The organism is Streptomyces sp. NPDC004732 (assembly GCF_040609235.1).
Lineage (GTDB): Bacteria > Actinomycetota > Actinomycetes > Streptomycetales > Streptomycetaceae > Streptomyces.
Window position 1 is genome coordinate 304,131 of sequence record NZ_JBEXJR010000007.1, and the last position, 19,069, is coordinate 323,199.

At 72.5% G+C, this 19,069-nt stretch carries 16 protein-coding genes; 10 read left to right on the plus strand and 6 right to left on the minus strand.

Annotation, left to right across the window (positions count from 1 at the left end; all coding sequences use genetic code 11):
* Positions 1–82: 82 nt before the first annotated feature.
* Positions 83–880: a metalloregulator ArsR/SmtB family transcription factor gene (locus ABZV77_RS22750; RefSeq protein ID WP_356259668.1), complete on the minus strand. Its 798-nt coding sequence runs from the start codon at positions 878–880 to the stop codon at positions 83–85.
* 227 nt (positions 881–1,107) lie between these two features.
* Between ABZV77_RS22750 and ABZV77_RS22755 the strand changes: the two genes are divergently transcribed.
* Positions 1,108–1,941, plus strand: a complete 834-nt coding sequence (locus tag ABZV77_RS22755; protein WP_356259671.1) for an SGNH/GDSL hydrolase family protein — start codon at positions 1,108–1,110, stop codon at positions 1,939–1,941.
* A gap of 219 nt (positions 1,942–2,160) precedes the next feature.
* Complete coding sequence (locus ABZV77_RS22760; protein WP_356259673.1) at positions 2,161–3,561, plus strand: aminotransferase class V-fold PLP-dependent enzyme; 1,401 nt, start codon at positions 2,161–2,163, stop codon at positions 3,559–3,561.
* Here ABZV77_RS22760 and ABZV77_RS22765 read toward each other — a convergent pair.
* Positions 3,527–5,263 carry an ABC transporter permease gene (locus ABZV77_RS22765; protein ID WP_356259676.1) on the minus strand — a complete coding sequence of 579 codons (1,737 nt, stop codon included), beginning with the start codon at positions 5,261–5,263 and terminating at the stop codon, positions 3,527–3,529. The genes ABZV77_RS22760 and ABZV77_RS22765 overlap by 35 nt on opposite strands.
* The gene (locus ABZV77_RS22770; RefSeq protein ID WP_356259679.1) at positions 5,260–7,155 is read right to left on the minus strand and encodes a propionyl-CoA synthetase; all 1,896 of its coding nucleotides are present in this window, start codon (positions 7,153–7,155) and stop codon (positions 5,260–5,262) included. Before ABZV77_RS22770 ends, ABZV77_RS22765 begins: the two co-directional genes overlap by 4 nt.
* A 183-nt stretch (positions 7,156–7,338) precedes the next feature.
* On the opposite strand from ABZV77_RS22770, the gene ABZV77_RS22775 reads away from it, so the two are divergent.
* Positions 7,339–8,139 (plus strand): SIMPL domain-containing protein, encoded by an 801-nt coding sequence (locus ABZV77_RS22775; protein ID WP_356259681.1) that lies wholly within the window; start codon positions 7,339–7,341, stop codon positions 8,137–8,139.
* A 108-nt stretch (positions 8,140–8,247) separates the two neighbouring features.
* Complete coding sequence (locus ABZV77_RS22780; RefSeq protein WP_356259683.1) at positions 8,248–9,450, plus strand: MBL fold metallo-hydrolase; 1,203 nt, start codon at positions 8,248–8,250, stop codon at positions 9,448–9,450.
* 60 nt (positions 9,451–9,510) lie between these two features.
* Here the strand turns inward: ABZV77_RS22780 and ABZV77_RS22785 are convergent, their stop codons facing one another.
* Positions 9,511–10,029 carry a CGNR zinc finger domain-containing protein gene (locus tag ABZV77_RS22785; protein WP_356259685.1) on the minus strand — a complete coding sequence of 173 codons (519 nt, stop codon included), beginning with the start codon at positions 10,027–10,029 and terminating at the stop codon, positions 9,511–9,513.
* A 302-nt stretch (positions 10,030–10,331) separates the two neighbouring features.
* Between ABZV77_RS22785 and ABZV77_RS22790 the strand changes: the two genes are divergently transcribed.
* From ABZV77_RS22790 to ABZV77_RS22810, 5 genes are all read left to right on the plus strand, one after another.
* On the plus strand, positions 10,332–12,212 hold the full coding sequence (locus ABZV77_RS22790; RefSeq protein ID WP_356259687.1) for an ATP-binding protein: 1,881 nt from the start codon (positions 10,332–10,334) through the stop codon (positions 12,210–12,212).
* Between the two features lie 83 nt (positions 12,213–12,295).
* The gene (locus ABZV77_RS22795) at positions 12,296–12,730 is read left to right on the plus strand and encodes a roadblock/LC7 domain-containing protein (RefSeq protein ID WP_356259690.1); all 435 of its coding nucleotides are present in this window, start codon (positions 12,296–12,298) and stop codon (positions 12,728–12,730) included.
* 2 nt (positions 12,731–12,732) lie between these two features.
* On the plus strand, positions 12,733–13,104 hold the full coding sequence (locus ABZV77_RS22800) for a DUF742 domain-containing protein (RefSeq protein ID WP_356259692.1): 372 nt from the start codon (positions 12,733–12,735) through the stop codon (positions 13,102–13,104).
* On the plus strand, positions 13,082–13,675 hold the full coding sequence (locus ABZV77_RS22805; RefSeq protein ID WP_306335782.1) for an ATP/GTP-binding protein: 594 nt from the start codon (positions 13,082–13,084) through the stop codon (positions 13,673–13,675). Before ABZV77_RS22800 ends, ABZV77_RS22805 begins: the two co-directional genes overlap by 23 nt.
* Positions 13,672–14,208, plus strand: coding sequence for a GAF domain-containing protein (locus ABZV77_RS22810; protein ID WP_356259695.1), 537 nt, complete (start codon positions 13,672–13,674; stop codon positions 14,206–14,208). The genes ABZV77_RS22805 and ABZV77_RS22810 overlap by 4 nt, the downstream gene beginning before the upstream one ends.
* 6 nt (positions 14,209–14,214) lie before the next feature.
* Here ABZV77_RS22810 and ABZV77_RS22815 read toward each other — a convergent pair whose 3' ends face one another.
* On the minus strand, positions 14,215–16,095 hold the full coding sequence (locus ABZV77_RS22815; protein WP_356259698.1) for a DUF2264 domain-containing protein: 1,881 nt from the start codon (positions 16,093–16,095) through the stop codon (positions 14,215–14,217).
* 173 nt (positions 16,096–16,268) lie between these two features.
* Positions 16,269–17,372, minus strand: coding sequence for a LacI family DNA-binding transcriptional regulator (locus tag ABZV77_RS22820; RefSeq protein ID WP_356259701.1), 1,104 nt, complete (start codon positions 17,370–17,372; stop codon positions 16,269–16,271).
* A gap of 188 nt (positions 17,373–17,560) precedes the next feature.
* Here ABZV77_RS22820 and ABZV77_RS22825 point away from each other — a divergent pair, with 188 nt between their 5' ends.
* Positions 17,561–19,018 (plus strand): M1 family metallopeptidase, encoded by a 1,458-nt coding sequence (locus tag ABZV77_RS22825; protein ID WP_356259704.1) that lies wholly within the window; start codon positions 17,561–17,563, stop codon positions 19,016–19,018.
* Positions 19,019–19,069: the final 51 nt, after the last annotated feature.

Below are 19,069 nucleotides of genomic sequence, written 5' to 3' on the forward strand. Positions count from 1 at the left end.
CGCGACTCGCCGGTGGGTGCGCCTTCGACGATACGACATGGCTTCCTGGGGCAATCAACCCTCCGCGGAGCCCCTGAGCGGCTCAGTCGAGGGGCTCGCCGGTCTCCAGGAGGGTCTTGAGGCTGGAGAGGATGGCGGGCCAGCCCTGGCTGCACATCGACTGCAGCGTGCCCGTCCGGTCGAACTCGTGGGTGACAGTCAGTTTCACCTGGTCGCCCTCGGCTTCGAGGTCGAAGGTGACCCGGGAGCGGCGCTCGCTCGCGAGTCGTGCGCGCAGTTCCTCGCCGATGCCGTTGGCCTTGGCCCACTGCGGGCTGAAGGTGTGCCAGGTGTACGCCAGCTTGCGGTGCGGTTCGTGGACGAGGACGACCTGCTCGGGGTCCTCGGTCGTGGCTCCCGTCTCGGTCCAGGTCATGGGGGAGCCGGGGGCCCAGTCGGTGCCGAAGCTGACGCCCCAGTACCGGCGGGTGAAGGCCGGATCGGTCAGGGCCTGCCAGAGCCGCTCCGGGGTGGTGCGGATGTACGTGGTGTACAAGAAGGTGCTGCTGTCGGTGCTGCTTTCGGTGCCCATGGTCGGCTGCTCCAATGCTGTCTTGAGGTCCGCGAGGGCGTTGGCCCGGTCGCGGTCGAACCGGCTGATCCATCGTTCGGCGATGGCGTTGATCGGAGCGGCGTTCAGGTAGTGCAGCTTCTCCCGCCCCTGCCGCACCGTGGTCACCAGCTCGGCGGCCTCCAGCACGGCCAGATGCTTGCTCACCGACTGCCTGGCCATGTCGAGGCCCGCGCACAGCTCCCGCAGGGTCTGTCCGTTGTGGTCCCGCAACCGGTCGAGCAGCTGCCGCCGGCTCGGATCGGCCAGCGCCTTGAACGCCGCGTCCATCTTCAGCCACCCCCAGTAATGCAGCTGAACGGCTGCATCTTCATAATGGGCAGCCGGATGGCTGCATGTCAACCGGAAAGGGCGGCCGGTGCGGCCGACCTGGGCGTCGTGGAGTGCTGACACTTATTCCGAAATTGGGTGAATCTTGACCGGTGGCTTATCTCACGCACCGTCAACCCCTCCCTACGGTGGCGTAGGTCACTTAGGGAGGTGAAGGATGTGTCTTCGTGAGCGCAGAGTCGACAACCTTCATCAATCACCCCATCAACAACGGCGTAATCAACTCCTACGCAGCGGTCGGCGACAGCTTCACCGAAGGCGTGGGCGACCCGGGCCCCGACGGCACCTTCGTCGGCTGGGCCGATCGCCTCGCGGTCCTGCTGGACGACCGGCTGCCCGAGCACACCTTCCAGTACGCCAACCTCGCCGTCCGCGGCAAGCTCCTCGACCAGATCGTCGAGGACCAGCTGCCGCGCGCCAAGGAGCTCGCCCCCGACCTGGTGACGTTCTGCGCCGGGGGCAACGACATCATCCGGCCCGGCACCGACCCCGACGAGGTCGCCGAGCGGTTCGAGCGCGCCGTCGCCGACCTCTCGTCGGCGGTCGGCACCGTCATGGTGACCACCGGCTTCGACACCCGTGGCGTGGCGCTGCTCAAGCACCTGCGCGGCAAGATCGCCACGTACAACATGCACGTCCGTGCCATCGCGGACCGGTACGGCTGCCCCGTCCTCGACCTGTGGTCCCTCAAGACCGTCCAGGACCGCCGGGCGTGGGACGGCGACCGGCTGCACCTCTCCGCCGAGGGCCACACGCGCGTGGCGCTGCGCGCCGGGCAGGTCCTCGGGCTCGACGTGCCCGCGGACCCCGACCAGGCATGGCCGCCGCTGCCGCCGCGCGGCACGCTGGAGGTGCGGCGCGACGACATCCACTGGGCACGCGAGTACCTGGTGCCGTGGATCGGACGGCGCATCCGGGGCGAGAGCTCGGGGGACCACGTGGAGGCGAAGGGCTTCCGCAACCTCGACGCCCTCAAGATGCAGATCGAGGCCGCTCCCTGAGCGGGCGAACCGCCCGACGGGCGGCTCTGTGCACAGCGAAGGCGCCCTTTCCGGGGCGCCTTCGGCGTGTGCGGACCGGGTCGCCTGCGTAGTTGTGCCGACAACCACGGCCCGTCCTGGGTGGTCTGGACAGGCGGGGACGGATGGCAGACGCTGCGGACAGGTGCAGGGGACAGACGCACGTGCCCGATGGCGTCGCGCGTGCGGGACGGGGGTGGCGTGAGGGAGAACGGAACGAGCGAGGCCGTCTTCGCGCGGTTGCGCGCGGAGGACTTCGGATACCTCGACGAGACGCGGCAGATCTATCTGGACCACACCGGCGCCGCGCCGGTGCCCCGCGGCCTCGTGCAGGCGCAGGCCGCGCGGCTCAGCGGCCAGGCGTTCGGCAATCCGCACACCGAGAGCCCCGCGTCCATCGCGTCCACCGAGCTGATCGAGGAGGCCAGGCTCCGGGTCCTGCGGTTCCTGGACGCGGATCCGGCCGAGTACACGGTGGTGTTCACGGCGAACGCCTCGCAGGCCGTCAAGCTGGTCGCCGAGGCCTACCCCTTCCACCGGCGCACGGGAGCCCTGCTGCTCACCCAGGACAACCACAACTCCGTCAACGGCGTACGGGAGTTCGCGCGGGCCGCACGCGCGAAAGTGGGCCTCGTGCCGTTCGCGGGGGACGAGCTGCGGGTCTCCGGAGCGGCGCTGCGCAGGGCGCTCACCGGACGGCACCGCGGACTGTTCTGCTATCCGGCGCAGAGCAACTTCAGCGGCGTACGGCATCCGCTGGAGTGGGTGGCGCGGGCGCGGGCGGCGGGCTGGCACACGCTCCTCGACGCGGCGGCGTACCTGCCGACCGGGAAGCTGTCGTTACGCCGGGTGCCCGCCGACTTCGTCGTCGCGAGCTGGTACAAGGTCTTCGGCTTTCCGTCCGGCGTGGGCAGCCTGGTGGCCCGGCGCGAGGCACTCGCCGGACTGCGGCGCCCCTGGTTCGCGGGCGGCACGATCCAGGTGGTCAGCGCCCAGGCACGCTGGCACCGCATGGCCCAGGCACCCGCGGCCTTCGAGGACGGCACCCCCGACTTCCACGCCGTCCCGCAGATAGCCACCGGACTCGACTGGTACGACGGGGTGGGCGCCGATGCCGTCGCCGCACACGTGAACCGCCTGACCGGACGCCTGCTGCAGGGTCTCTCCGCACTCCGGCACCCGGGCGGCCGGCCCCTCGTGCACCTCTACGGACCGCGCGGCACCGAAGGGCGCGGCGGGACGGTCGCGCTCAACGTCCTGGACACCGAGGGCGGGGTCGTCGACGAGCGGATCGTGGCCCGCGAGTGCGCCGCCGCCGGTATCTCCGTCCGCACCGGCTGCTTCTGCAATCCGGGCGCGGGCGAGGAGGCCTTCACCATCGCGCCGCGCCTGCTGCGGCGCACCGGCACGGGACGGTGGCACGCCGCGACCATCGACGGGTACATCCGGCGACTCGGCCTGCCCTCCGGCGGCGCGGTGCGCGTCTCGCCCGGCATCGCCAACGTCACCGCGGACATCGACCGGTTCCTGGAGTTCCTGTACGAGACCTTCGCCGCCGCCACCCCGGTCAGGGGCGAACTGGCCCCCCGTCTGACGTGCTGAGCCGGTGCGCCGACGTCGGACAGCGCCGCCGCAGCACCAGCCAGGCCGCGCAGAGCAGCGCGACGGCGCACCCGGCGAGGATCACCCAGCCCACCCACGCCGGGCTCCCGAAGCTGTCCCCGTACGAGTCGAGCAGCGTCCGCCCTTCCGCGCCGCCACCCCGCCACAGCTCCTCCAGACCGGCCCCGGAGCCGAGCGCCTCGAACGCCCACCGGTTGGTCATCGCGACACTGATCCAGCGCCCGCCCGCCGCCATGTTCGGCACCGGCACGAACGCCCCCGAGAACAGCACCTGGGGGAAGCACAGCAGCGGGAGCACCAGCGCGGCCTGGCTCGGTTCGGAGACCAGGGCGGAGCAGCACAGGCCGAGTGCGAGCGCGGCGAACGACGCCAGCGCCGTCGTCGCGAACAGCGAGGCGTGGACGGACAGATCGGCGCTCGGCAGCCGGTCGAGCGCGCGCAGCACCACGAGCAGCAGTGCGTCCGCGAGGAGCAGGACGGGCCCGAGGACGGTGAGCTTGGCCAGCAGATAGGGCCACAGGCGCAGGACGGTTCTGCGCTCCCGGCGCACCACCGCCAACTCGCCGCAGATCTGCGGGAGTCCATAGGCGAGCCCGAAGAAGAACGCGCCGAACGCGATCCAGAACAGCACCATCGCGGAGGCCGCAGGTGCCGGGTGGCCGGGGTCGAAGACGCCCGGGCGGAACAGCAGCGCGAACATCGCGATGATGACGAGCGGTGACCCGATGGTGATGGCGGCGGTCAGCCGGTCGTGCCGCAGGAGCCGCAGATCGCGGCCGGTGAGGACGGCCCACTGGCGCAGCTGTCCGGTCGCGGGGGAGAACCGAGGGCGTGCGGCGGCGGGTTCCGGCGGCTCTTCCTGGGGCGACGCCTCACTGGCCGACGGCGTCTCCCCTGGCGTCTCCCCTGGCGTCTCCCTTGGCATCTCTCTTGGCATCTCCATGGAGTAGAGCGCCTCGAAGGTGCCGTCGGGCGACCGCCGCGCCAGCTCGGCCGGGGTGCCCGAAGGGCCCGGCCTGCCGTTCGGCGCGATGAACATCACCTGGTCGCAGTGGTGCAGATCGGCGGGTGTGTGCGTGGTGAACACGACCGTTACGCCGCTCGCCGCGAGCCGGGCCAGGTACCGGGTCAGCTGCGCTCCGGCGAGCGGGTCGAGTCCGGAGGTCGGCTCGTCCAGGAAGAGGAGCTGGGGCCGGGAGAGCAGCTCGATCGCGATGCTGGCGCGTTTGCGCTGACCTCCGCTGAGGGTCCGCACCGGCTGCCCGGCGGCCTCGCCGAGCCCCAACTCGTCCAGGACGAGCGGCACATCGCCGGGATCGGTGCCGCGCAGCCGGGCCGCGTACTCCAGCGCCGTCCGCAACGGCAGCGCGCGGTGCACGATGTCGTCCTGCGGCACGAACCCGTACCGCAGCGGCTCCCCCTCTCCCGCACCTGCCCGGGCTGTGTCGCCGGTCACCGCCGCCGCCCGGACCGAGACCCGCCCGCCGCGCGGCACCCGCAGCCCGGCCAGCACCTCCAGGAGCAGCGTCTTTCCCGCGCCGCTGCCGCCCGCGACGCCGAGCACGCGCCCGGGGCCGACCGTCGGCACGTCGATCCCGGACAGCGCCACACCACCGCCCGGCAGCACGAGTTCGATCCCCCGCGCCGAGAGCTCCACCCCGGGGCGCTCCACGGTGGTCACCGGTCGCCCGCCCGCAGCGACTCGGTGATCTCGTCCAGGACTCCGACGTCCTCGATCGTTGCCGGAACGGTGTAGTCCCGGCCGTCGGCGATGGCCCGGACCGTGCCCCGCAGGATCTTGCCGGAGCGGGTCTTGGGCAGCCGCGGCACGGACACCACGCGGCGCGGCGTGGCGACGGCGCCGATGCGGGACCGCACCAGGGCGCGCAGCTCCGCCTCGACCTCGGCGGCGGGCCGGTCCACGCCCTGGCGCAGCACGACGAGGCCGAGCGGCAGCTCGCCCTTGAGTTCGTCGGCGACGCCCACCACCGCGCACTCCGCCACGTCCGGGTGGTCGGCGAGCACCTCCTCCATGGCGCCGGTGGAGAGCCGGTGCCCCGCGACGTTGATGACGTCGTCGAGGCGCCCCATCACGAAGACGTGGCCGTCCTCGTCGAGATGGCCGCCGTCGCCCGTCAGATAGTGGCCGGGATAGCGGCTCAGATAGGTGGCGGCGAACCGCTCGTCGTCGCGGTAGAGCGTGGTGAGACTGCCCGGCGGGAGCGGCAGGCGCAGGGCCAGGGTGCCGTCCGTGCCGGGCGGGCACGGCTCGCCCGCCTCGTCCAGGACGCGCAGGTCCCAGCCGGGCATCGGCCTGCCGGGAGAGCCGGACTTGGCGGGCAGCGCCTCGATGCCGAGGGGGTTGGCGACGATCGGCCAGCCCGTCTCGGTCTGCCACCAGTGGTCCACGACGGGGATGTCCAGGAGCTCGCGCGCCCAGTGGTAGGTGTCGGGGTCCAGGCGCTCGCCCGCCAGGAAGAGGGCGCGCAGGGACGACACGTCGTGCCCGGCGACCTGCGCGCCCTTCGGGTCCTCCCGCTTGATGGCACGGATCGCCGTCGGCGCGGTGAACAGGGTGCGCACCTTGTGCTCCGCGACGACGCGCCAGAACGCCCCCGCGTCGGGCGTGCCGACCGGCTTGCCCTCGTACAGGAGCGTGGTGCACCCCGCGAGCAGCGGCGCGTAGACGATGTACGAGTGGCCGACGACCCAGCCCACGTCGGACGCCGTCCAGAAGACCTCGCCGGGCCTGGCGTCGTAGATGTGCTCCATGCTCCAGCGCAGCGCCACCGCGTGGCCGCCGTTGTCGCGGACCACACCCTTGGGGGAGCCCGTCGTGCCGGAGGTGTAGAGGATGTAGAGCGGATCCGTGGCGGCTACCGGCACACAGTCGGCGGTGGGTGCCGAGCGCACCGCGTCCGCCCAGTCGATGTCACGGCCTGCGCGCAACTCCGCCCGCTCCTGCGGCCGCTGGAGGATCACGCAGGCGTCCGGGCGGTGCGTGCACAGGTCCAGGGCGGCGTCCAGGAGCGGCTTGTACGCGATGACGCGGTCCACCTCGATGCCGCAGGACGCCGAGAGCACCACCTTGGGGCGCGCGTGGTCGATGCGGGCCGCGAGCTCGGGCGGCGCGAAGCCCCCGAACACCACGGAGTGCACGGCGCCGATGCGCGCGCACGCCAGCATCGCGACCGCCGCCTCGGGCACCATCGGCAGATAGAGGACGACGGTGTCGCCCTTGCCGACGCCGAGTTCGGTGAGCATCCCGGCGGTCCTGGCGACCTCGTCGAGCAGTTCGCGGTAGGTGTAGCTGCGGACCGTGCCGGTGACGGGGCTGTCGTGGATCAGCGCCGTGCGGTCGCCGTGTCCGGCCAGGACGTGCCGGTCCAGGGCGTTGTGACAGGTGTTCAGCTCGCCGCCCGCGAACCACCGGGGTGCGGACGGCGCGTCGGGATCCAGGACCGTGGCCGGCGGCACGTACCAGTCGACGGCCTCGGCCGCGCGGCCCCAGAAGGCCGTCGGGTCCAGGAGGCTCTCGCGGTGGGCACTCGCGTAACTCGACGACCTTGGCAACCGGTCACTCCGCTCTTCCGAGGTGTGCTGGACGGCATCGTGGGGCGAACGCCCGCCATCGTAAGGGGAGTCGGCCGGTGAGGTGACAGAGCGGGAGTGGCGCGGGGGCGCGCGGGCGCGCCGGTGCTGGGATGACGGCGAACCGTCCCCCGCAGGGACGGTCAGCCGGAAGGAACCCTCGCCATGCGCTCAGTACGTTCCGTACGTTCCGTCAGTGCCCTCGTCCTGGGGCTCGCCGCTCTCGGGCTGCCGGGCGCCCCCGCCGTCGCCGCCCAGGCCGCGGCCCCGGCCGCCGTGGCCGCCCCCGCCCCGGCGACGGTGACCGTCACCGGGGCGGGCGCCGCCTCGGCCGCGCCCGACATCGCGGTGCTCACCGCGGGGATCGAGGTCACCCGGCCGACCGCGGACAAGGCGCTCACCGAGCAGAACGCCGCGGCCGGGGCGCTGCTGGCCGCGGTGCGTGCCGCGGGGGTCGCCGAGCGCGACATCAGGACGGAGAACCTGTCGCTGACCGCGGTGTACCGGGACCAGGAGGCTGAGTCGAACCAGTACCGGGCCAAGGGGGCCAAGGGGGCCGAGGGGGCCAAGGCGGAGGACGAGCAGCTGGTCGGCTACCGGGCCACGCAGATGTTCTCCCTCACCATCCGTGACATCAAGAAGACCGGCGCCGTGGTCCAGGCGGTCGTGGACGCGCCAGGCGACGCGAGCCGCATCCACTCGGTGGCCTTCGACGTCAAGGATCCGCAGGCGTTGCGCGCCAAGGCCCGCAAGTCGGCGTACCAGGACGTCAGGGCCAAGGCCGCGCAGTACGCCGAGCTGAGCGGCCGCAGGCTGGGCCGTCTGGTCTCGCTGGAGGAGAGCGACGGCGGGCGGCCCCGGCCGGTGCCGGTCCCGGTGGCCTCCTTCTCGAAGGAGGGGGTGCCGGTGGCGCCGGGGCGGATCCAGGACGAGGTCTCGGTGACGGCGGTGTACGAGCTTCGGTGATCGCGGGGCCCTGGAGACGGCGGGGCGCCGTGTACCGGTGCCCCGCAGGACTCAGCCGGAGCCGGTGGACATAATGGGGAGGCCTATCCGCCCCCCTCAGGAGGTCCCGTGTCCCGGTCCCTGTTCCCCGGGCTGCGCTCGCTGCGGTCCGCTGCTTTCGGAGCGGATCCCGCGGGTGCCCGGCTGGCCCGAATCCGCAGGTCACCGAATTTCTCGGTGGCCGAGGGATCCTTCCAGAACCCCGTGGGGGCACGGACCCGGCCGACCGGTTCGTCCCTGGAGTTCGCCAAGATCTACTTCCGCAAGGAGGAGCGCGTACGCCGCGGCCCCGCCGGAACGGTCCCGGTGCACGCCACCACCCTTGCCGACCTCGCCAAGCCGCCGGTCAGCGGCTTGCGGGTCACCTGGATGGGGCACTCCAGCGTGCTGGCCGAGATCGACGGGCAGCGGGTCCTCTTCGACCCGGTGTGGGGTGAGCGGTGTTCGCCGTTCTCCTTCGCGGGGCCCAAGCGGCTGCACCCGGTGCCGGTGCCGCTGGCGGCGCTCGGCCCGGTCGACGTCGTGGTGATCTCGCACGATCACTACGACCACCTGGACATGCCCACGATCAAGGCCCTCGTCGGCACGGACACGGTGTTCGCGGTGCCGCTCGGCGTCGGCGCCCACCTGGAGCGGTGGGGCGTACCGGCGGACCGGCTCCGCGAGCTGGACTGGCACGAGTCGGCGAAGGTGGCGGGGCTGACCCTCACGGCCACCCCCGCCCGCCACTTCTGCGGCCGCGGCCTGCGCAACCAGCAGCACACGCTGTGGGCGTCCTGGGTGGTGGCGGGGCCGGAGCACCGCGTCTACCACAGCGGCGACACGGGCTACTTCGACGGCTTCCGGGAGATCGGCGCCGAGCACGGGCCCTTCGACGCCACGATGATCCAGATCGGCGCTTACAGCGACTTCTGGCCCGACATCCACATGACGCCCGAGGAGGGCGTGCGGGCCCACCTGGACCTGCAGGGCGGACAGCCGCGGGGCGTGCTGCTGCCGATCCACTGGGGGACGTTCAACCTCGCCCCGCACGCCTGGTCGGAGCCGGGCGAGGGCACCATGGCCGCGGCGCGCCGTGCGGGTGCCGCCATCGCGCTGCCCACTCCCGGCGAGCCCTTCGAGCCCGGGACGCGGTCCGTGCCGGAAGCGCCCTGGTGGCGGGGCGTCGCGATCACGCCGGAGGACGGCTGGCCGGAGCCTGCGGTGGCGGACGGCGTCGCCGGGGCGCACCCGTCGGGCAGCGGCGAGCCCGAGGCGGCGCCTGTCGGATAGCGCGCCGCCCAGGAGCTGAGCCGCCCGGCGGCCGCTCCCGGTCCACGTGGCTCACGTGGCTCACGCGGCTCGTGCGCGGTGTCTGCGTACCGCGTCGCGGTTGGCGCAGCGCTGGGAGCAGTAGCGCTGCCGCCCCGTGCGCGAGGTGTCCGCGAAGATCGTGACGCACTCGGTCACGGCGCACCGCCGCAGCCGGTGCATGCCCCGCCCCGCCAGATGCAGCGCGGTGCCCACCGCGATCAGTGAGAACAGCAGGTCGCCGAGCGGCTGCCGCTCCTCGCGGTAGTGCAGGTGCCAGCCGCTGTCCGCGTGGTCGGTCAGCCGCGGATAGGCGGCGGCCGCCGCCAGCATGGCGTTGACCAGCGCGGCCCGCTCGGGCTCTGCGGTGGTGTCGACGACCTTCTCCCAGGCGTCCAGGGTGTCCTGGGTGCGCGCCAGGTCGTCGTGCGCGACGGGGTGCTCCAGCTTCAGCCCGGCGGCGCGGCAGCGGTCCGCCAGCTCCTCGGCGCTGCGCGGACGGTGGTTGGCCAGCTCGGCGGCCAGGTTCACCGCGTCCTCGCCGTAAGGGTTGAGGTGCATGGCGCCATTACAGCAGGAACGCGGGGCGCGGCGGCGGGATTTGAATCGTCCCTGCGTGCGATGCGAATCGGACCCGCGTGCGAGGCGTCATACCAGAGCGGGACGCTGCACCGCAGACTTTGTCAACTGCCCACCGCACGTGATGCGTTGCCGACTACCGTGAGTGGCCGTCGGGCGACGCAGGGATCACGACGCAGGGCTGACGTCGCGACCTGCCGACCGGCACGGCGATGCCGCAACCACGCCGCAAAGGGGAGTCGGGCCGAGCGCCGGACCCTCGTCGCAACGTACCGAGGACGCAGATGTCTCACCTACGCGCACCGGCCGCCCGCGCAGACCGCCGTGAGGGCGGTCGGCACGGCAGACCCGCCGGCCGGACCGCCGCCGCACTGCCCGAGACCCACATACGGCCGCAGCTCCTGCGCATCGCCGTGCTGCCGACCGTCGCCGTGGGCCTGAGCGCGTGCGCGGCCGTGCTCTTCACCCTGCGCTCGACTGGCGCCCGGCCGGGCCCGGCCCTGCTCGCCGTCCTCACCGCGGCCGCCCTGGTCGGCCTGGCCGCCATCGCGACGGCCGTCATCGCCGCCGAGCGCGCCGCCAAGTCCGTGCGCGACCGGGTCGTCGCGCTGCGCCGCGCCACCGCCCGTGGCCAGGCCGAACTGCGCGGCGTCGTCGAACAGTTGCGCCGCGGCGACCAGCCGCAGCCCTCCGGAGCACCGGCCAGGCCCAGGCCCGGTGGCGACGAGTTCGACCAGCTCGCCGAGGAGCTGACCCGCGCCCAGGACGCCGCCGTCGGCGCCGTCGTGCAGGCCTCACAGCTCTCCAGCCACGCGGGCAGCGAACAGAAGGTCGAGGTCTTCGTCAATCTCGCCCGGCGGCTGCAGTCGCTCGTGCACCGCGAGATCTCCCTGCTCGACGAGTTGGAGAACGAGGTCGAGGACCCCGAACTCCTCAAGGGCCTCTTCCACGTCGACCACCTCGCGACCCGCATCCGGCGGCACGCCGAGAACCTCGCCGTGCTCGGCGGCGCCGTCTCGCGCCGCCAGTGGAGCAACCCGGTCTCCATGACCGAAGTGATGCGCTCGGCCATCGCGGAGGTCGAGCAGTACTCCCGCGTCAAGCTGGTCCCGCCGATCGAGGGCACCCTGCGCGGCCACGCCGTCGCCGACGTCATCCACCTGCTCGCCGAACTCGTCGAGAACGCCACGGTGTTCTCCGCCCCGCACACCCAGGTCCTGCTGCGCGCCAACCTCGTGACCGCCGGGATCGCCGTCGAGGTCGAGGACCGCGGCCTCGGCATGCCCGTCACCGAGCAGAACAAGATGAACCGCCTCCTCACGGACCCCGACCAGGTCGACGTCGCGAGCCTGCTGCAGGACGGCCGCATCGGCCTCTTCGTGGTCTCCGCGCTCGCCCGCAGGCACGGTGTCGCGGTGCGGCTGCAGACCAACATCTACGGCGGCGTCCAGGCCGTACTGATCCTGCCCCAGGACCTGTTGGGCGCGGAGCAGCAGGCCGACCCGGTCACCCGCCGCCGCCCGGCGGCCGAGGCGGCGTCGAAGGGCGCTTCCGGGGACGCGGGGCAGGCAGCGGGGGACGGCGCGCGTGCTGTCGTACACGACACGCGTGCTGCCGTACACGCCGACGTCCCCGCCTGGCCGGACCCCACCCCTCAGCCCCAGTCCCAGCCGCAGCCCCACCCCACCCAGTCCCAAGCCCGCCCGGAGCCCCGCACCACCCGGCACCGCCCCGCCCCGCAGCCGACCCCCGTGCCGCTCCACCCGGGCACCGCGAACGGCGCCCCGCACGTGCCCCTCCCCGTGCGCGGCTCCCGCCAGGACCGGCCGACGCCCGCCGATGCCACCCCCGGCATCCGGCCCGAGGACCGGCAGGCGGCCGCCGAGCACACCGCGGCACCGCCGACGCCCCGCAACGGCGCCGTGCGCGGCCGGGTGGGCAGACCGCAGCTCCCCAAGCGGCGCGCCCAGGAACACATCGCACCCCAGCTGCGGGACTCCCCGTCGCCGCGGCCCGAGAGCGACCAGCTCGTCGGCCACGACCCGGGCCTGATGGCCGCGTTCCAGCGCGGCATCGGCCTCGCCCAGGCGCAGGACGCGCGCGACCCCACGCCGCGGGAGCACCAGGCCGGTGCCCCGCACGACGGGCAAGGACACAGCGGCTGACCGGCACATCGGGCCCGATCAGCGCCCACCACCGCTGCTTGCGCAGACCTACGTACGTTTGTACCTCAAGGAGTCGATCCACCATGGCGAGCGATGCGCCGACCGGCCATGTATCCGATCTCGACTGGCTGATGAGCGGCCTCGTGCAGCGCGTGCCGCACACGCACAGCGCCGTGCTGCTCTCCTCCGACGGACTCGTGAAGTCGGTGCACGGCCTCGACCCGGACAGCGCCGACCACATGGCGGCCCTCGCCTCGGGGCTCTACTCGCTGGGGCGCAGCGCGGGCATCCGATTCGGCGACGGCGGGGACGTCCGCCAGGTCGTCGTGGAGCTGGACTCCACCCTCCTGTTCGTCTCCACCGCGGGCTCGGGCACCTGTCTGGCCGTGCTCGCCGGGCGCGACGCGGACGCGGCCGTCCTCGGCTACGAGATGGCGATGCTGGTCAAGAGCGTGCGCCCGTATCTGATCACCGCCCCCCGGCAACCCGCCGGCGAACCCGCGTCAATGAGGCGCTGACGATGGCGGCCCCGCACGACGGGCCCTGGCTCGACGACGCCGCGGGGCGGCTGGTCCGCCCCTACACCGTCAGCAACGGACGGACGAGGCCGACCAGCCAGCTCGACCTGCTCTCCCTGGTGATGGCGACCGGCTCCACACCGCTCGGCTACCTCGGGCCCGAGCATTCCACCGCACTTGGTCTGTGCGAGGCACCCACCTCCGTCGCCGAGATCGCGGCCCAGCTGAAGCTGCCCGCGGTCGTGGCGAAAGTGATCCTCTCGGATCTCCTCGACTGCGGGGCCCTCACCCAGAAGGCCCCGGACTTCTACCACAACCCCACTGACCGGTCCCTGTTGGAGGCAGTGCTCGATGGATTACGACGACAGCTCTGACCCCTTCCCCACCGCACTGAAAATCCTGGTCGCGGGCGGCTTCGGGGTAGGCAAGACGACCTTCGTCGGCGCGGTCAGCGAGATCGCGCCGCTGAGTACCGAGGAGCTGCTCACCACGGTCAGCGAGGCCACCGACGACCTGTCGGGCGTGGAGAACAAGACCACGACGACCGTCGCCATGGACTTCGGGAGAATCACGCTCGACCCGGAACACGTGCTGTACCTCTTCGGCACGCCGGGTCAGGAGCGCTTCTGGTTCATGTGGGACGAACTCTCCGAAGGGGCCCTCGGCGCGGTGGTGCTCGCCGACACCAGGCGCCTGGAGGACTGCTTCGCCGCCGTGGACTTCTTCGAGCAGCGCGGCATGGGCTTCATCGTGGCGATCAACGAATTCGACGGCGCCTACCGCTACGAGCCCGACGAAGTGCGCTCCGCGATCGACCTCGACCCGCAGGTGCCCGTCGTGCGCTGCGACGCACGGATCTCGAGCTCCGGCATCCAGACCCTCCTCATCCTCGTCAAACACCTCCTCAACCACGCCCCGGCGGCCAGCTACGGAGCCCACACGTGATGCATGACCCGACCGGGCGCCTCCTGCTCACTCCCGTGGACGACGAGGCGCCCGCACGGGTGCGACGGCTGCGCGGGCTCGGGATCGGGCAGTACTCCGAACCGGCCTTCGACGCCTTCGCGGACCGGCTCGCCGAACTGACCGGCGCGCCGTACGCCATGGTCAACTTCCTCGACGAGACCCAGCAGTTCTTCGCGGGTCTGCACGCTCCGGGCAACCGGGACGGCGAAGCCTGCCGCTATCTGGCCCGCGACCACGGGTACTGCCCGCATGTGGTGGTGCGCCGCAAGGCCCTCGTCCTGGAGGACGTCCGCGACTATCCGCGGTTCGCGGGCAACCCCGTGGTGGACGAGACCGGCATCCGCTCCTACCTGGGCGCGCCGCTGATCGACCGCACGGCGACGGTGCTCGGCACGGTCAGCGTCGTGGACGTCGAGCCGCGCCGCTGGGGCACGGCGGGGCTCGACACGATCAAGCGGATGGCTGCGGAGCTGGTCGAGCAGATCCACCGGCGGGAGGCGGGCGGCATCTGAACGTGGTCACAGGACGAGTCGGGTGCCGTCGGGAAAGCGGACGTGGACGGTGTCGCCGTCCACGGTGCAGGTGATGGACTCCCGCAGGGCGAGCGGGGCGACCGTGTCCCGGGACAGGGCGATCAGGCTGACGTGGACGCTCTGGCCGCCCGGGTGGGCCGCGGACGTCAGGAACGGTGTCGCGGAGTGCGGGCCGTACGCGTTGGCCGCCACCTCGCGGGCGATGCCCGCCTCCTCGTCCCAGCCGTGCAGGGCGACGACCGCGCTGGTCAGGCCGGTCGTCGTGCGGGTGAGCGCCCAGCCGGGGCCGCACTCGGCGTGCGGCTGCGTCTCGTCCGCCACCGCATGGCCGCCCTCGCGGACGGTCGCCCCCGCGGGCGCCTGTACGCGGTGCGCGCGGATCTCCCACGGGCCGTGCAGCGCGCTCGTCGTCTCGACGGGGAACTCCTCGCCGCCGTCCGGGTAATGGGCCGTGTGGCGGGAGGCGGCCACGCGGCCCTCGCAGCTCAGCGGGTGGATGCGGAGGCGGCGCGAGGGCGTGCCGTCCGGGGCGACCAGGGCGAGGTGGCCGTCGACGGCACGTTCCCACGCGCGCGGGGCGGTCTCCGGGGCGGTCGCCGTCGAGTAGGCGAACTTGGCGTAGTGCGGGTCGTCCTGGGCGGGGCCTTCAAGGAGGTTGTGGTCGCTGCCGTGGTTGACCAGGCGGACGATGCCGTCGTGCCGGGTGCCGTGCAGCAGCCAGCCGGGCTGGGGGAGTGCCGTGTACTGGTCGGACTCCTCGACGGGGAGCGGCACTTCGCGCTCCGTCCACACCGGGTGGTCGGCGGGGAGCAGCAGGCCCAGGAAACCCTTGCTCGCCCAGTAGGGGGAGGCGGGGCCCGAGTAGGCCTGCGTCGCGGGCAGGAACGTCCCGTACCAGCCGAGCGGCAGGAGCCCCCGCTCGTCGGGCACGCCCCGCTCCACGAAGTGCCGTGCCGTGCCGGAGGCGAGGCGCCGGGTCAGGCCCGGGGCAAGGGGAGTGCAGTCGGCCAGGGCGCCCATCCACACGGGGGCCGCGGTCGCGAAGCGGTACGTCAGGGAGCGGCCCTGGTGGACGGGTGCGCCGTCGCCGCCGAAGAAGTGCGGGTAGGTGGTGAGGAACTGGGTGAGGCGCTCCCGGTAGACCTCGGCGCGGCCGCCGTCGTCCCCGCCGGTCATCCTGGCCCACAGCAGCGGGTACAGGTGCATGGCCCAGCCGATGTAGTAGTCGAAGTTGCGCCCGTCGCCGTCGCTGTACCAGCCGTCGCCGCGGTACCAGTCCTCGATGCGGTCGAGGCCGCCGTCGATGTCCGCCTGGCTGTACGGGGCGCCGACCGAGGCGAGGAACTGCTCGGACACCACCTGGAACAGCCGCCAGTTGTTGTCCCAGGTCTTCCCGCCGACGAAGCCGGAGAACCAGTCGACCACCCGCTCCTGGACCCGGGTGTCGAGCTTGTCCCAGATCCAGGGGCGGGTCTCGTGCAGTCCGATGGCGATGGACGCGGCCTCCACCATCTGCTGGGAGCAGTCGGTGAGCTGCGGCCAGCTCTCGCCGCTGTCGGGGTCCGTGCCCGCGGCCAGGCCCTGCGCGTAGCGTTCCACGAGGCGGGGGTCGACCTCGCCGCCCGCTCCCGCGATCCGGAAGGCGGCGAGCAGGAACGAGCGCGCGTACCCCTCCAGACCGTCCGACACGACCCCCGACCAGCTGTTCCTGCCGGGCAGCCGGTACTGCGCGAACCCCGGTGTCGCGTACGGGACGAGCGCCGCCAGCTGCCGGTCGGCGAGCGCCTCCCAGTGCGCCCGGGTCCAGCCGGTGAGCGGGGACAGGACGCGGTCGGTGGGCGGCAGGGTCAGATGCGGTGCGGGCATGGGGTCCATGACTCCTTGGTGGATCGGTGGATCGGTGGATCGGTGGATCGGCCGCCGTGGGCATGCGACAGCATGTAAGCGGTTGCTATGTGGCGCAAGAGGGGTCGGAGTCTTTCTGTGTTCTTTCTGCTCCGGCCACGGATGTGTGCGCCCCCACCCGGGGTTAACCGGTTTCAGTAGCCTGCGCGACGCGCGCGGCCCGCAGGCCCCGCCACCGAGTCCCGCACCACGATGTGCGTGCCGAGCCGCACCCCGCCCTCGGCGGGCGGCCGCCATGAATCGGTCTCCGCGTCGGGCACCGCGATCCGTACCGCCTGCCGCCCCATCTCCTCCAGCGGCACCCGCACGGTGGTCAGGCGCGGCCGTAGCGTCGCGGCCGCGGGCACGTCGTCGTATCCGACGAGGGAGACGTCGTCCGGGACGCGGATCCCGGCCTCCTCCAGGGCCTGCAGCGCCCCGATCGCCACCATGTCGTTGGCCGCGAACACCGCGCTGAACTCCAGCCCCGAAGCCAGGAGTTCGGACAGCCTGCGATGGCCGAAGGCGGGACTGAACGCCCCGGTGTGCACCAGTTCGGGAGCCGTCGGCACACCCCGCAGCGCCAGCGCCCTGCGGTGCCCGGCGAGCCGGTCGTGGGTGGTGGAGAGGCGGGGCGGCCCGCCGAGGTAGAGGATGCGTTCGTGGCCCTGCGTGAGCAGGTGGTCGGTGAGGGCGAACGCGCCGCCCTCGTTGTCGTACTCGACCGAGAGCGTCGGCACGCCGTCCCCCACCGAAGGCCTCCCGCACAGCACGAGCCGCGCCCCGCCCGCGTACAGACCGCGAGCCCTGCGGGCCACCTCGCGCGCATACGCCCGGTCCTGGTGCGCGCCGCCCACCAGGACCACCGCGTCCGCCCGCTGCTCGTGCAGCAGGTCGACGAAGGCGAGTTCGCGCCGCGGGTCGCCGTGGGTGCAGCAGACCATGCAGAGCCGACCCGCCTCGGACGCGGCCCGCTCCACGCCGCGGGCGATGTGCGCGAAGAACGGGTCGACGACGTCGTGCACGATGATGCCCACGGTGCGGTTGGAGGTTCCCGCGAGTGCGCGGGCGTGGGCGTTGACCACATAGCCGAGTTCGTCCACCGCCGCGTGGACGCGGTCGCGCGTGGCCCCGGCCACCGGATAGTTGTCGTTGAGGACCCGCGAGACGGTGGCCGACGAGACTCCGGCCCGCTGCGCGACGTCGATGATCGTCGCCCGTCGCGCGGGGCCGGGTCCGTGTGTCGACGCGTCTGCCATGTTCGGTCGTCCTTCCTTCTGGTGCAGGTTCGCCGTGGCTTGCCGCGGAGTTCCCCGCGTCCCTTCGGGGACGGTAAGCGTGTACCGAGATACGGTCCGGCGCCAGAGTGGCAACGAAGAAATGTCCAAGGGGTCAGGCGGTCGAGGGTGTTGACGGCGACAGTAAGCGATTACTACGTTGCCGCCCCATGGCTGAGAAAAGGACCCGAACCGTGCGTGCCGCCATCGCGACGGCGGCCGCGGCCGCCACCCTCGCGCTCGCCGCCCCCGCCCACGCCGCACCCCTCACCCCCACCCCCACCCCCGGCTCGGACGGCGTGGGCGACCCGCTGTATCCGACGCTCGGCAACGGCGGCTACGACGTCCGCCACTACGACCTCTCCTTCGACTTCACGCCCGTGACGTACGACTTCGCCGCCACCATGAAGATCCGGGCGAGAGCCACCCAGGGCCTGTCGTCCTTCAACCTCGACGTGGACTCGCTCGCCATCGACCGGATCACGGTGAACGGCTCGCCCGCCACCTGGTCCCTCGCCGCGGGCAAGACCGGCCAGGAGCTCACGGTCACCCCAGCACGCGCACTGCGCGACCGCCGCTCCTTCGACGTCGAGGTCACCTACCACGGCAACGGAAAGACGAAGCCCGTCGGCCTGCCCGGCTGGCGCCACATGTCCGACGGCGGCTTCGCCTCGGCCGCCCAGGCGTCGCGCGCCGACACTTTCGCGCCCGTCAACGACCACCCGTCCGACAAGGCCACCTGGACCTTCCACCTCACCGCGCCCAAGGGCTGGACGCCCGCCGCCAACGGCAACCTCACCGCCCGGCGCAAGGCCCCCGGCGCCAAGGAGACCTGGGACTTCTCCCTCAACTCCCCGATGGCCCCGGAGCTGTTGGGCATCTCCGTCAACAAGCAGACCTACCTGTACGGGCGCGGCCCGCACGGCGTGAAGCTGCGCCACCTCGTGCCCGAGGACCAGCTCGCGAAGTACCGTCCCATCGTCGAGGAGACCGGCGGTCAGCTCGCCTGGCTGGAGAAGACCCTCGGCGTGCGCTACCCCTTCGACACGTACGGCGTGCAGATCGTGCGCGACGGCTACGGCGACGCGCTGGAGAACCAGACCCTCTCCCTCTTCGGCCCCGGCTGGTTCGAGCGCCCCACCTACTCCACCACCATGGTCCACGAGCTGACCCACCAGTGGTTCGGCGACTCCGTCACCCCCGCCACCTGGCAGGACGCCTGGCTGAACGAGGGGCCCGCCGTGTTCTACGCGGCCGTGTGGGCGGATCAGAAGGGCTTCCAGCCCATCGAGGAGAAGATGAAGGCGGCGTACGAGAAGCTCGACGCGGTCCGCAAGACCGACGGTCCGCCCGGCAAGCCGACGGGGCTCGGCGGCTTCAACATCTACGACGGCGCCGCCGTCTCCCTCTACGCCCTGCGGCAGCAGATCGGACAGGACGAGTTCGACGCCGTCATGAAGGCGTGGCTGACGAAGCACCGGCACGGCAACGCCTCCACGCAGGACTTCATCGACAACGCGGTGAAGGTGACAGGGGACCCGTCCACCGGGGCCTTCCTGCGCCACTGGCTCTACGACCTCGACAACCCGCCGATGCCCGGGCACCCCGACTGGGGTGTCGCCAAGTGAGTGACTGGCCTGCAAGTCTGCGGATTCTGAGCCGTCGGCCCTGCGCTCTCG